This is a genomic window from Lentibacillus saliphilus (genome assembly GCF_019093865.1).
Lineage (GTDB): Bacteria > Bacillota > Bacilli > Bacillales > Amphibacillaceae > Lentibacillus_B > Lentibacillus_B saliphilus.
The window spans coordinates 42,005-54,464 of the sequence record NZ_JABJXD010000008.1 but is presented as its reverse complement, the minus strand read 5'-3'; the positions used below and the strand labels follow the sequence as shown (position 1 = coordinate 54,464).

17 protein-coding genes are annotated in these 12,460 nt (G+C 42.0%); 16 read left to right on the top strand and 1 reads right to left on the bottom strand.

Translation table 11 applies throughout. The features are described 5' to 3' along the window. Positions 1–114 precede the first annotated feature (114 nt). The 15 genes from dnaX (at position 115) to rsmI (ending at position 9,917) form a co-directional block, all read left to right on the top strand. Complete coding sequence (dnaX, locus tag HPC67_RS12335) at positions 115–1,809, top strand: DNA polymerase III subunit gamma/tau (RefSeq protein WP_217588389.1); 1,695 nt, start codon at positions 115–117, stop codon at positions 1,807–1,809. Positions 1,810–1,875: 66 nt separating this feature from the next. After that, positions 1,876–2,187 carry a YbaB/EbfC family nucleoid-associated protein gene (locus tag HPC67_RS12330; protein WP_217588388.1) on the top strand — a complete coding sequence of 104 codons (312 nt, stop codon included), beginning with the start codon at positions 1,876–1,878 and terminating at the stop codon, positions 2,185–2,187. Positions 2,188–2,198: 11 nt separating this feature from the next. Further along, positions 2,199–2,795 carry a recombination mediator RecR gene (recR, locus tag HPC67_RS12325; RefSeq protein WP_217588387.1) on the top strand — a complete coding sequence of 199 codons (597 nt, stop codon included), beginning with the start codon at positions 2,199–2,201 and terminating at the stop codon, positions 2,793–2,795. Between the two features lie 14 nt (positions 2,796–2,809). Beyond that, a complete protein-coding gene (locus HPC67_RS12320; RefSeq protein ID WP_217588386.1) occupies positions 2,810–3,025 on the top strand; it encodes a YaaL family protein in 216 nt (71 codons plus the stop codon). A 479-nt stretch (positions 3,026–3,504) separates the two neighbouring features. After that, complete coding sequence (locus HPC67_RS12315) at positions 3,505–3,771, top strand: pro-sigmaK processing inhibitor BofA family protein (protein WP_217588385.1); 267 nt, start codon at positions 3,505–3,507, stop codon at positions 3,769–3,771. 89 nt (positions 3,772–3,860) lie between these two features. Beyond that, positions 3,861–4,049 (top strand): sigma factor G inhibitor Gin, encoded by a 189-nt coding sequence (locus tag HPC67_RS12310; protein ID WP_217588384.1) that lies wholly within the window; start codon positions 3,861–3,863, stop codon positions 4,047–4,049. Positions 4,050–4,286: 237 nt separating this feature from the next. Beyond that, complete coding sequence (gene tmk, locus HPC67_RS12305) at positions 4,287–4,925, top strand: dTMP kinase (RefSeq protein ID WP_217588382.1); 639 nt, start codon at positions 4,287–4,289, stop codon at positions 4,923–4,925. A gap of 15 nt (positions 4,926–4,940) precedes the next feature. Then, positions 4,941–5,270 carry a cyclic-di-AMP receptor gene (locus HPC67_RS12300; RefSeq protein ID WP_217588381.1) on the top strand — a complete coding sequence of 110 codons (330 nt, stop codon included), beginning with the start codon at positions 4,941–4,943 and terminating at the stop codon, positions 5,268–5,270. A 35-nt stretch (positions 5,271–5,305) separates the two neighbouring features. After that, the gene (locus HPC67_RS12295; protein ID WP_217588380.1) at positions 5,306–5,746 is read left to right on the top strand and encodes a YaaR family protein; all 441 of its coding nucleotides are present in this window, start codon (positions 5,306–5,308) and stop codon (positions 5,744–5,746) included. A gap of 34 nt (positions 5,747–5,780) precedes the next feature. Next, on the top strand, positions 5,781–6,770 hold the full coding sequence (gene holB, locus HPC67_RS12290; RefSeq protein WP_217588379.1) for a DNA polymerase III subunit delta': 990 nt from the start codon (positions 5,781–5,783) through the stop codon (positions 6,768–6,770). Between the two features lie 6 nt (positions 6,771–6,776). After that, a complete protein-coding gene (locus HPC67_RS12285; RefSeq protein WP_217588378.1) occupies positions 6,777–7,604 on the top strand; it encodes a PSP1 domain-containing protein in 828 nt (275 codons plus the stop codon). A gap of 15 nt (positions 7,605–7,619) precedes the next feature. After that, complete coding sequence (yabA, locus tag HPC67_RS12280; RefSeq protein WP_217588376.1) at positions 7,620–7,964, top strand: DNA replication initiation control protein YabA; 345 nt, start codon at positions 7,620–7,622, stop codon at positions 7,962–7,964. An 82-nt stretch (positions 7,965–8,046) separates the two neighbouring features. Then, positions 8,047–8,787: a tRNA1(Val) (adenine(37)-N6)-methyltransferase gene (locus HPC67_RS12275; RefSeq protein ID WP_217588375.1), complete on the top strand. Its 741-nt coding sequence runs from the start codon at positions 8,047–8,049 to the stop codon at positions 8,785–8,787. After that, positions 8,780–9,061 (top strand): GIY-YIG nuclease family protein, encoded by a 282-nt coding sequence (locus tag HPC67_RS12270; RefSeq protein ID WP_217588374.1) that lies wholly within the window; start codon positions 8,780–8,782, stop codon positions 9,059–9,061. Before HPC67_RS12275 ends, HPC67_RS12270 begins: the two co-directional genes overlap by 8 nt. Continuing rightward, positions 9,045–9,917 carry a 16S rRNA (cytidine(1402)-2'-O)-methyltransferase gene (gene rsmI / locus HPC67_RS12265; RefSeq protein WP_217588373.1) on the top strand — a complete coding sequence of 291 codons (873 nt, stop codon included), beginning with the start codon at positions 9,045–9,047 and terminating at the stop codon, positions 9,915–9,917. The genes HPC67_RS12270 and rsmI overlap by 17 nt, the downstream gene beginning before the upstream one ends. 67 nt (positions 9,918–9,984) lie before the next feature. Here rsmI and HPC67_RS12260 read toward each other — a convergent pair whose 3' ends face one another. Continuing rightward, positions 9,985–10,266 carry an AbrB/MazE/SpoVT family DNA-binding domain-containing protein gene (locus HPC67_RS12260; protein ID WP_217588372.1) on the bottom strand — a complete coding sequence of 94 codons (282 nt, stop codon included), beginning with the start codon at positions 10,264–10,266 and terminating at the stop codon, positions 9,985–9,987. Positions 10,267–10,499: 233 nt separating this feature from the next. On the opposite strand from HPC67_RS12260, the gene metG reads away from it, so the two are divergent. Continuing rightward, complete coding sequence (gene metG, locus HPC67_RS12255) at positions 10,500–12,458, top strand: methionine--tRNA ligase (RefSeq protein ID WP_217588370.1); 1,959 nt, start codon at positions 10,500–10,502, stop codon at positions 12,456–12,458. Positions 12,459–12,460 lie beyond the last annotated feature (2 nt).

Genomic DNA, 12,460 nt, shown 5'->3' with positions numbered 1-12,460 from the left:
TAATGGGTTATTCAAGCTTGAATACATCACTTTCATAAATCCACTCACTATGGTTCACAATCGACCTGCAAATCGGGTATAATGGAAGAGATATTATTGAAGGGGACGCAGACGATGAGCTATCAGGCATTATACCGTACATGGCGTCCAAGAACATTTAAGGATGTTGTTGGACAGACGCATATAACCCGAACACTGCAAAATGCCATCACGCAGCAGAAATTTTCGCATGCGTACGTATTTTCCGGCCCACGTGGTACAGGGAAAACGAGTGCCGCGAAAATATTTGCCCAAACGATCAACTGTGAGCAGGCACCGACAGAAGAACCGTGTAATGAATGTGCAGCATGTCGTGGCATTCTTGACGGTTCAATTTCCGATGTGATCGAGATGGATGCTGCGTCACATACGAGTGTAGAGGATATCCGTGATATTCGGGACAAGGTGAAATATGCAGCAAGCTCTGTTCCTTACAAAGTGTATATCATCGATGAAGTCCACATGATTTCGACGAGTGCATTTAACGCGCTTTTAAAGACGTTAGAGGAGCCACCAAAGCATGTTGTGTTTATTTTAGCTACGACAGAACCGCATAAAATTCCGCTTACGATCCTTTCGAGATGTCAGCGGTTTGACTTTAAGCCAATCCCGAACAAGGCGATGGTCGAACGTATGCAATACATTACGGAGGCTGAAGCGATTGATGCAGCTAATGACGCCCTTGAGGCGATTGCCCTTGCAGCAGAAGGCGGGATGCGAGATGCGTTAAGTATTCTCGATCAAGCAGTGTCATTCAGTGACGGACATGTCGGCATGGATGAAGTGCTCGCTGTAACAGGTGGTGTCGCTCAGCACATCTTAACCGACGTCGTCAAAGCGATGCATGACGGAGATGTCAACGCAGCATTAACACTTCTTGATGACGTCATTCAACACGGTAAGGACCCTGGCCGCTTCGTGTTTGACATGATTTATTATTTACGCGACGTCCTGCTGTATAAAAGCGCACCTACTCTAGAGGGAATGCTGGAGCGCGCAGTCGTTAACGATGCATTTAAAGCACTCACCGAGACAGTTCAAGTTCAGTGGCTTCAAGAAGCAATGATGACGTTAAATGAATGTCAGCAGGAACTCAAATGGACGAACAGTCCAAAAGTGTTCATTGAGATGGCGCTGTTGACGATTACAAATCGCTTATCACAGGAAAAGACGCCGACACAGGCTGTTGATTCAACTGAGCTGCAAGCACTCCAGGATAAATTGGCAAGGCTTGAACAACAATTAGAAAAAGTACAACAAGCCCCCCCACAAGGACAATCATCCGGAACGCCTACCCCTGAACGACGTAGGCAACCAGCTCGACAAAATAAAAATGGTTATAAAGTACCTTATGAGCGCATTCGCCACGTTTTATCAGAAGCGACAAAGCCAAACTTGAAGGATGTTCATGGCAAATGGGCGAGCTTTTTGAACAATTTAAAGACGAGAAGTGCACCTGCTCATGCGACGATTCAAGATAGTAAGCCAGCAGCGGCTTCCGATGAGTCACTTGTTGTGGCGTTTAAATATGAAATTCACTGCTCATTGTTTCTCGATAACCGTCAGACCGTTGAGACAGTTCTTGCACAGGAGCTCGGCAAGCAAATGGAGATCATCCCGATTCCGGCACATGAATGGCAGGAACTGCGGAATGAATATATAAAAGGCCAAGAGCAGGCGACGACGGAAGAAACCGATCAGCAGAAGGATCCACTTATTGAAGAAGCACGCAAGCTCGTAGGCGACGATTTATTACACATCCATGATTAAAGCAACATTCATATAATTGAAGTCCAATTAAACAAATTGATGTAAAAAAAACGAGGAGGGTTTTCCATGAAGGGAAATATGAACAATATGATGAAGCAAATGCAAAAAATGCAAAAGAAAATGATGAAGGCACAAGAAGAATTGCATGAAATGACGTTTGAAGCGTCTGCAGGTGGCGGTATGGTCACTGTTACAGCAAACGGTAAAAAAGAAATTGTTGACGTTAAAATAGAAGAAGACGTTGTTGATCCAGATGACGTTGAAATGCTACAAGATCTTGTATTAGCTGCAACAAACGATGTACTTAAGCAAGTAGATGACAAAACAAATGACACAATGGGACAGTTCACGAAAGGATTACCTGGTGGAATGTTCTAGGAGGCATATCTATGTACTATCCTGAACCCATTTCAAAACTGATTGACAGTTTTACAAAGCTACCGGGTATCGGTCCTAAGACGGCATCCCGGCTCGCATTTCATATTATTAATATGGAAGATGACGATGTGTTAGGCTTTGCTAATGCCCTCGTGAATGCAACGAGAGAGCTCACTCATTGCTCAACATGTGGTAATATTACCGATCAAGATCCATGTGTCATATGTCAGGACACATCCAGAGATGGATCTATTATCTGTGTGGTGCAGGATCCGAAAGATGTTATCGCTATGGAAAAAATGAAGGAATATCGCGGAAGATACCACGTCCTTCATGGCGCAATCTCTCCAATGGATGGGATTGGTCCTGAAGACATCAATGTACCGGACCTACTTGAACGGTTGAAAAATGAAGAGGTTGAAGAATTGATTCTAGCAACAAATCCGAATATAGAAGGTGAAGCAACCGCTATGTATATTTCGCGGCTTGTGAAGCCATCAGGTATTAAAACGACACGCATTGCCCATGGGTTGCCTGTTGGTGGGGACCTTGAATATGCTGATGAGGTCACGCTGTCCAAGGCACTTGAAGGCAGACGAGATCTATAGGATAAGGTGACAGCATGGCTAAGCGACTAAAAAAACGCGATATTGATGAGCAGCTTTTAAGCGCTATTTTCACGTTGGAGCATGACTGGAAACAAATGCGAGCGATTACCGAAAAAAGCGTCGATCCAACATGGAACGCTTTGTATATGGAGCATTTGGCACGCGCCAAATACTTATATTTACTAAGAGAAGCAAAACACCGCAAAGTAAGCGCCATTATGTATCGCTAAACATCATAACTTACAATTAAGGCAAAGAAGGCAGTAATGACTTCCTTGCCTTTTTTAAAGCAAAAAAACCGATCGTATAATGTGAGAGCGCCATAACTAAACGCATATATGACACCCCCTCACTCATAAACGAGAAACGCGCCGCATATATCACAAACCGCACGCATATATTGAAAAAGCACCGCATAACCGCCCCCGCCCCCGCATAACCGCCCACACAACCGCATAAATTGTAAATCCGCCGCATAACATGACCGGCGTCCGCTAGAGCATAATTTGAACTAAAGCCCCTTCAACAATAACGTTACCCGATCAATACGCCAGCCACAGAAAAACACAATATATACATGCTTCCCCGATGCAAACCTCTAAAAAACAGTTTCAACAACATGACGTTTCTTCTTTACGCCCTAGGTTCTTTTCTTCTCTATTGAAGCATATAGTGCTAGTGGACAAGTTTTCTAGAGGGGTGAGGTTTGGTGAATTCAACAGTCGTTATTTCCATTATGGTTGCATTAATCGTCGTATTGTTATTTGTCGGTGCGCCAGTTAAGCCGATGCGCTGGATTGCACAAGGGACGGTAAAGCTTGGCATCGGTGTATTGTTTCTCTTCTTTTTTAATGTGTTTGGTGGCGCATTCGGCCTGCATATCCCGATCAATCTGTTTACATCAATTATTTCAGGATTTCTAGGCTTATTCGGTGTTGCCTCGCTCGCAGCCATTCAATTGTTTATACTTGGCTAAAAAAACTAAAAAAAAGATTCCATGTTTCAAAGATTTATGAATAGATTCCACTCTTGTTGGACACACTGTGACTAACGGAGGTGGGAGGCATGGACAAACACATGTATGAGCAATGTGGCATCTGCGAGGAAAAGAAACCGTATGGCATTCATTTATATCACTTATTTATCTGTCAGGACTGTGAATACAATATGGTCCACACAGAACCTCGCGAAGTAAAATATCAATACTATCTCGAAAAATTAAAACCAGTTACAAGACCAACACTATATTCCTAGACTCATGAATGTCTTTGTTTCAGCACAAAGACATTTTCTTATGCCCGAATTATGCCCAACGTATCATCTTGACATCGCAAAATAACGAGAAGTAAATGCCGAAAGCCTCTGTTTATGTTATATTAAATGTATGTAACAGAACATTAAAATTCATAAAAATGGGATGCTATCATCCTAGAAGTACACATATAATAAAGTGATCCTTGCTTTTTTGGATGACTAAAAGGAGTAACGCGTGTGAAAGGCTCATTTATTACGATCGAGGGTGGAGAAGGTGCCGGCAAAACCACCATATTAAAAACGATTGGCACGATCCTTAGAGAAAAGGGATATGATGTCGTCGTGACACGTGAACCTGGTGGGATCGATATTGCAGAATCTATTAGGGATATTATTTTAGATCCAGCTCATACGATGATGGACGGCCGAACAGAAGCCCTTTTATACGCCGCATCACGTCGTCAGCATTTAGTAGAAAAAGTCATTCCCGCTCTTAAAGCTGGCAAAATTGTTCTCTGTGATCGTTTTATTGATTCAAGTCTCGCCTATCAAGGATACGCACGTGGCCTCGATATGGAAGACGTGCTTAACATTAACCAATTTGCGATCGAGAACGCAATGCCTGATTTAACACTTTTGTTTGACATCACTCCAGAAGAAGGTTTACGGCGGATCGCACAAAATGATCAACGTGAAAAAAACCGTCTCGATATGGAAAACATGCAATTTCATGAACGCGTTTATGAAGCGTATCATCAGCTGGCAGACCGATTCTCTAGTCGCATTCGCATAATCGATGCCTCACAAACAGAAGAAGAGGTTACCGAGAATGCGCTCACATATGTAATGACCTATTTGAATAAAACCAAAATTTAATGGGAGGTAAAAACGTTGAAACTTATAATAGCCGTTGTGCAGGATAAGGATTCTAATCGGCTCGTCGACGCACTGGGAGAAGGAAATTTTAAAACGACGAAACTGGCAACAACAGGCGGATTTTTAAAAGAAGGAAATACAACGTTAATGATTGGTTGTGAAGATGAATACGTTGATGAAGCGTTGAATGTCATTCGAGACAATTGCTCACAGCGTGAACAGATGGTCGCACCGATATCACCGATGGGCGGTAATGCCGACTCTTATATTCCAAAACCTGTAAAAGTCGAGGTTGGTGGTGCAACCGTATTTATTTTACCGATCGAATCATTCTTCCAATTTTAATGAATGGTATGTTATGCACGTGAGGGGTAATGACGATGAAAATCAATCAAGACATGGTATCTAAACTCGATGCAACACCAACAAAGCACCCCCGGTCAACCGAAGGAAAATCAGCATTTGATCAATTGGTGCGTTCTAGCACAACGCATATCCGACAGCAGGAAATTGAACAATTGATGAAGAATATTACAGTGCAGGGTGATAGACTCGCGCGCTTTCGTTCCTTCAAGGACTTGGCGAAATTCAAAGTGATGGTGAGAGAGTTTTTGAAGAAGACTGTTGACAATGGATTAGAGCTAAAACAAGATCATAGCTTTAATTTAAATGGTAACAGTCAGAAGCTCGCCATTGTGAAAGAAATAGACGAAAAGCTCATTGCCTTAACAGAGGACTTAATGAGTCAGGAGAAAAAGACCGTTGATTTATTAGGAATGATCGGTGAAATTAAAGGACTTCTCATTAACTTAGCAGCATAAAGAGCGCAATAATAATAGGAAAGAAGATCACACTATGAAAACTTGGAGCGATATCGTTGCCGTTCAGCCATTAGCAGGCAAGATTATGACAAACAGTATAAAAAGAGGACGTATGTCTCATGCATATTTGATTCAAGGCGCGCGCGGAACCGGTAAGGAAGCGCTCGCCTTTTTGACAGCATGTACACTCTTTTGTGCTCATAAATCAGGTGTAGAGCCGTGTGGCACATGTCTGGATTGTAAGCGAATCGCCTCAGGCAACCATCCTGACGTGCATTGGATTGTACCAGACGGTCAATCAATTAAGCGTGAACAAATTGATCACCTGCAAAAAGAATTTACTTATTCGGCATTAGAATCGACACAAAAGGTCTATATCATTAAGGAAGCAGATAAGCTGACGAATAATGCAGCAAATCGCATTCTTAAATTTCTCGAGGAACCAGGCTCACATACGACAGCGCTCATGCTGACTGAAAATAGTCAATCTATGCTGTCGACAATTCGATCACGCTGTCAGATGATTGATTTGAAGCCTCTTGATCCAACGCTATTTCAGCAACGCCTCATAGACGAGGGTATGGATGAACGCAGTGCCACACTTATAAGTGAAATGACGAACAATATAACTGAAGCAAAGACACTTAATGACGATGTGTGGTTTGCAGATGCAAGAAAATTAATGATACAATGGATGGACATATCCTGTACACAGCCGAAAGAATTGTACGTATTTGTTCATAATCGCTGGATGCCACATTTCAAAGAAAGGCATCAGCAGGATAGAGGGTTGGATTTATTACTATTGGCTTATCGAGACATATTGTATGCGCATTTAGATAAAATGGGTGGGTTAACGGTCTTCACCTCTAATGATGACCTTATTCAAAAGGGTGTATTAGCGTTTTCCCAACAAAAATTGCTTGCTGTTCTGCAACATATTTTAGCTGCAAAACGGCAGCTGCAACAAAATGTCCATCAGACACTTGTAATAGAACAACTGGCACTTCAAATACAGAGGTGATCAAAATTGATTCAAGTCATAGGTGTCCGCTTTCAAAAAGCGGGTAAAATATATTATTTCGATCCTGCTGGTCATGATATCGTACTGAACGATTACGTTATTGTTGAAACAGCCAGGGGAATCGAATTTGGTAAAGCGGTTATCGGAAAGCGCATGGTTGATGAAGAAGATGTCGTCATGCCATTGAAAAAGGTCATTCGCATTGCGGATGATGAAGATAAGCGCACCGTAGTTGAAAATGATACACATGCAAAGGAAGCATTACAGACGTGCTCCGAAAAAATCGCTGGGCACAATTTAGAGATGAAGCTCGTTGATGTAGAGTATACGTTTGATCGGAATAAGATTATATTTTACTTCACAGCAGAAGGCCGGGTTGATTTTCGTAGTCTCGTTAAAGACTTGGCATCGCAATTTAAAACGCGAATCGAGTTAAGGCAAATCGGTGTTCGTGATGAAGCAAAAATGCTCGGTGGCATCGGCCCATGTGGTCGTATGCTATGCTGTTCGACCTTTTTAGGGGACTTTGAACCTGTTTCCATAAAAATGGCAAAGGATCAAAGCCTGTCTCTTAATCCAGCAAAAATATCAGGTCTTTGTGGGCGTCTTATGTGCTGTCTTAAATATGAAAATGACCAATATGAAGAGGCAAAGCGAGAACTACCTGACATGGGTACAAATGTAATGACATCATATGGAAAAGGGAAAGTCGTTGGCCTGAACATGCTGGAAAAGCTTGTTCACATTGAGGTTGCGGAGAACGAACGCATGATTGAATACACAGTGGATGAACTCATCGAAGAAGGCATCATTACCGCCCGGGCCACAGAATAGTGGGGTGAGATAAGCGTGAAAAAAGGAGAAATCTTTAACCAAGTATCCGATATGGAGAAACAGATTGGTGAACTGTACGAGCAGCTCGGCGACTTAAAAAGAAAGCTAGGCCATTTACTTGAAGAAAATAACCGTCTAGATATGGAAAACCATCACCTTAGAAATCGTCTCGATACAGATATTGAAAAAGCAGCCGATCAAGAGATGGAAAAGGGCTTTACAGAAATTCCTGGTGAAGGGTATGACAATCTGGCCAGGCTGTATGAAGAGGGATTTCATATTTGCAACGTTCACTTTGGAAGCCCGCGACAGGATAAAGATTGCCTATTTTGCTTGGAGTTTTTAAATAAGACGAAATGATCAGGATAAAAGCTGTCCCGCATGTCGATAAAAGAGACTGTGGGACAGCTTTCTCAAATAGAGAAAGGAACGATTAAGACGCATGACTGAATTATATGATGATGAGCGACTCGATTATGCAACAGCTGATAAAACGATGAAAATCATTCAAAGTCCAAGCGTGTTCTCATTTTCACTCGATGCCATTTTACTCGCCAATTTCACCTATGTTCCCATCAAACGTGGACGCATTCTGGATCTTGGTACAGGGAATGGCATTATTCCCCTTCTTTTGTCGAGAAGAACACACGCTACTATAACAGCGGTTGATATACAGCCTAGGCTCATCAGTATGGCGAAGCGCAATGTTGAAATGAATGACCTTCAAGAGCAAATAGCGGTTGTAGAAGGTGATTTAAAAGACCTTCAACCAGACATTGGTCATAGCAACTATGATGTTGTGACCTGTAATCCGCCTTATTTCTCAACCCCGGCCAAAACGGAGCTTAATCAAAATGAGCATTTAACGATCGCCAGACATGAAGTACGCTGTACACTTGAGGATGTTGTAAAGGCATGCAAGCTTCATGTGAAACCAGGTGGTAAGGTATCGGTGGTGCATCGTCCGGGCAGACTGGTTGATATTATTTCGCTGTTCCGTACATATAAGCTAGAGCCGAAACGTCTAAGGTTCGTTTATCCGAAAAAAGGACGAGAAGCGAATATGCTTTTAATAGAAGCAATACGTGATGGACAGGCTGATCTGAAAATATTACCCCCATTATACATCTATCATGAAGATGGCAGTTATACGGATGAAGCTGAGGCGATCATTCATGGATAATGCCCACGTCGTATATATGCTAGAATGTCGTGATGGTTCTATTTATACCGGTTATACAAATGATTTTGAAAGACGTCTAAAGCAGCACGAAGCGGGAAAAGGCGCTAAATATACACGTGGTCGGGGACCATTTAAAGTGATTCATAAAAAAACCTTTGAAACAAAAGTGGAAGCAATGCGCGAAGAATATCGAATCAAACGTCTGAGTCGCCATGATAAGCTCACTTTGATTAACGCGGAACAGGAGGGGTTCCATCATGAATGTCCAAAATAGCTTTGAAGCATCATCTTCTGGTGTGTTATATGTTGTTCCGACACCGATTGGTAATTTAGAGGATATTACGTATCGAGCGTTAAGCGTGCTTCAATCGGTTACGATTATCGCTGCCGAGGATACACGACATACAAAAAAACTGTTGAATCACTTTGACATTAAAACGCCCTTAATAAGTTATCATGAACATAATAAAAAGGAACGCGAAGAAGCCCTTATATCTCGGTTAAAGCAAGGTGAAACAATTGCTGTTGTTAGTGATGCTGGCATGCCAGCCATATCCGATCCAGGACATGATTTAGTGGTCGCCGCAATTCAAAAGGATTTGTCTGTTGTTGTCTTACCTGGGGCAAATGCTGCACTCTGTGCACTGGTTGGTTCGGGGTTGCCTGCTTCAGCGTTCACGTTTATCGGTTTTTTGCCGAGGAAAACGAAAGAAAAAGTCGCTGAGCTTGAACGACTCAAGCAGCATACGTCAACACTCATTTTTTATGAATCGCCATACAGGGTAAAGGATACACTGTCGACAATAGAGTCCGTCTTTGGTGATCGGCACATAGCGATTGCGAGGGAACTGACGAAGAAGTACGAGCAATTTGTTCGTGGCACAGTCCGTGAACTCGTAGATTGGATGGACACGCATCCGATAAAAGGTGAATGCTGTATCGTCGTTGAAGGAGCTCATGAGACCTCCAATGATACCGAATCAATGTGGTGGGCATCATATACGATTAAAGCGCATGTGGACCATTATATTGTCGACGAACAGATGTCGAGCAAATCTGCCATTAAACAAGCGGCCCTTGATCGCAACATACCTAAACGCGACGTATATCAAGCCTATCACATTGACTGAGTTCTGTGATCATTGCATGAGAACACATTAAAAGAGCTGACGTCTTTGTCAGCCTACTTTAATGTGCTTATTCATTTTCCAAATTTTGCTTGATGTCTTCTATGAGCTTGAGTGCTGCATGTTTACTTAAGACGATCTTGCCGTCTGCTAGGCTCATGTTGTCGTCTGATATTTCGCCTGTAAGAAGGCAGGCAAAATCTGGATTATATTTTTGAAGGATAATTTTCTCCTGATCAACGTATATTTCGAGCGGGTCTTTTACATCAATATTAAGAGACCTACGAAGTTCTTTCGGAATAACGATACGTCCAAGATCATCCACTTTTCGTACGATGCCTGTTGATTTCATAGTTGTACCTCCATTAACGATTTTGTGGTTAGTATCTTTTGGAAAATGATTTTAATATATTACCAATGATACCCATGAACGTCAACACCTAAAAAATGGATGATTTACTTGTTTTTTACTATGAATGGATTATTAATAAACGCCTGAAGTGTAGCATTTTCAACGAAAAATCGCTACAATGGTATTAGTTTTTTACATCGATAAAGGGCGTTAAAAAAACGAGGAGGTAAATGATGGAAACAAATCATAATACGTTTTATATAACAACACCAATTTATTATCCGAGTGGTAATTTACATATCGGACATGCCTATTCAACGGTTGCTGGAGATGCTATGGCACGCTATAAACGCCTACGTGGGTATGATGTTAGATATTTAACAGGGACTGATGAACACGGACAAAAGATTCAACGGAAGGCTGAAGAGGCGGGTATTACGCCACAAGCATACGTTGATGACATCGTTAGTCGAATTCAGGATTTATGGAAGAAGCTCAAGATAAGTAATGATGATTTTATCCGGACGACAGAAACACGTCATAAAGAAATTGTCGAAAAAATCTTTGCCCAGTTGATGGAGCAAGGTGATATTTATCTTGATGAATATGAAGGCTGGTATTGTACATCGTGTGAATCTTTCTTCACAGAACGTCAGCTTGATGAAGGCAATTGTCCTGATTGTGGCGGCAAAGTGGAGAAAGTAAAAGAAGAATCTTATTTCTTTAAAATGAGTAAGTATGTTGATCGACTTGTTGCTTATTATGAAGAACACCCTGAATTTATTCAGCCTGAAAGTCGTAAGAACGAAATGCTCAACAACTTTATTAAACCAGGACTCGGTGATCTTGCTGTTTCTCGGACAACATTTGACTGGGGTATTAAAGTACCTGGCAATCCGAAGCACGTCATTTACGTCTGGATTGATGCTTTAACAAACTATATTACCGCCCTTGGCTATGGCAGTGATGACGATACACTTTATCAAAAATATTGGCCAGCAGATGTACATCTTATGAGTAAGGAAATTGTCCGTTTCCATACGATTTATTGGCCAATCATGTTGATGGCTCTTGATCTACCGTTGCCGAAGAAAATCTTCTCACACGGTTGGATTTTAATGAAGGACGGTAAGATGTCCAAATCGAAAGGCAATGTTGTTGATCCTGTGAAATTGATCGACATTTATGGCCTTGATGCGCTCAGATATTACTTACTGCGAGAAGTGCCTTTTGGTCACGACGGTGTATTTACGCCTGAAGGTTTTGTTGAACGGACCAATTATGATTTAGCCAATGACCTTGGTAATTTGCTTAACCGAACAGTGGCCATGATTGAAAAATACTTTGCTGGTCACATCCCTGCTTTTGTTGCAAGCGAGACCGACATTGATCAGGAGCTCGAGAAGCTGTCTCAGGAAACGATACAGCATGTTGAAGAGGCAATGGAGTCTATGCAATTTTCTGTTGCTTTGTCATCGATTTGGCAATTAATTAGCCGAAGCAATAAGTATATTGATGAGAATGAGCCTTGGGTGTTGGCTAAAGATGACGCAAAGAAAGAGCGTCTTGGCAATGTAATGGCTCATTTAGCAGAATCTCTCCGGAAAGTTGCTGTTATGTTACAGCCATTTTTGACAGAAGCCCCTGCTGGCATTTTTCAACAGCTCGGCATTAAAGACGATGCACTGATGGCTTGGGATACATTGAAAGAGGATGGCTTAATCGCTGCTGGAACACGGGTACAAAAAGGCAATCAGCTGTTTCCAAGATTGGATGTGGAGAAAGAAGTCCAAGCGATCAAAGCATTCATGGAAAAACCGGCACCTGAAAAAAAGGAAAAGAAAGCAACACAGTCTGAGCAAAAGGACGAAATCGTATTTGATGACTTCTTGAAGCTGGATATGCGTGTTGCAGAAGTGTTACAAGCAGAACCGGTGAAGAAAGCCGATAAGCTATTGAAGCTTCAGCTTGATGTAGGCACTGATAAGCGCCAAGTTGTGTCTGGTATTGCTGAGCATTATAAACCAGAAGAGCTAGTCGGTAAGAAAGTTATTTGTGTCACAAACTTAAAACCTGTTAAACTACGCGGCGAGCTGTCACAAGGGATGATTTTATGTGGTGAGGACGAAGCAGGACACCTCGTGCTAGCATCTGTAGAGCAGTCATTACCAAACGGCTCTGTCGTTAAATAAAT

Bases quoted from the DNA above. Each gene is read 5' to 3' on its own strand.
- dnaX (WP_217588389.1), top strand. From the start codon at position 115: ATGAGCTATCAGGCATTATACCGTACATGGCGTCCAAGAACATTTAAG.
- HPC67_RS12330 (WP_217588388.1), top strand. From the start codon at position 1,876: ATGAAGGGAAATATGAACAATATGATGAAGCAAATGCAAAAAATGCAA.
- recR (WP_217588387.1), top strand. From the start codon at position 2,199: ATGTACTATCCTGAACCCATTTCAAAACTGATTGACAGTTTTACAAAG.
- HPC67_RS12320 (WP_217588386.1), top strand. From the start codon at position 2,810: ATGGCTAAGCGACTAAAAAAACGCGATATTGATGAGCAGCTTTTAAGC.
- HPC67_RS12310 (WP_217588384.1), top strand. From the start codon at position 3,861: ATGGACAAACACATGTATGAGCAATGTGGCATCTGCGAGGAAAAGAAA.
- HPC67_RS12295 (WP_217588380.1), top strand. From the start codon at position 5,306: ATGAAAATCAATCAAGACATGGTATCTAAACTCGATGCAACACCAACA.
- holB (WP_217588379.1), top strand. From the start codon at position 5,781: ATGAAAACTTGGAGCGATATCGTTGCCGTTCAGCCATTAGCAGGCAAG.
- HPC67_RS12275 (WP_217588375.1), top strand. From the start codon at position 8,047: ATGACTGAATTATATGATGATGAGCGACTCGATTATGCAACAGCTGAT.
- HPC67_RS12270 (WP_217588374.1), top strand. From the start codon at position 8,780: ATGGATAATGCCCACGTCGTATATATGCTAGAATGTCGTGATGGTTCT.
- rsmI (WP_217588373.1), top strand. From the start codon at position 9,045: ATGAATGTCCAAAATAGCTTTGAAGCATCATCTTCTGGTGTGTTATAT.
- HPC67_RS12260 (WP_217588372.1), bottom strand. From the start codon at position 10,266: ATGAAATCAACAGGCATCGTACGAAAAGTGGATGATCTTGGACGTATC.
- metG (WP_217588370.1), top strand. From the start codon at position 10,500: ATGGAAACAAATCATAATACGTTTTATATAACAACACCAATTTATTAT.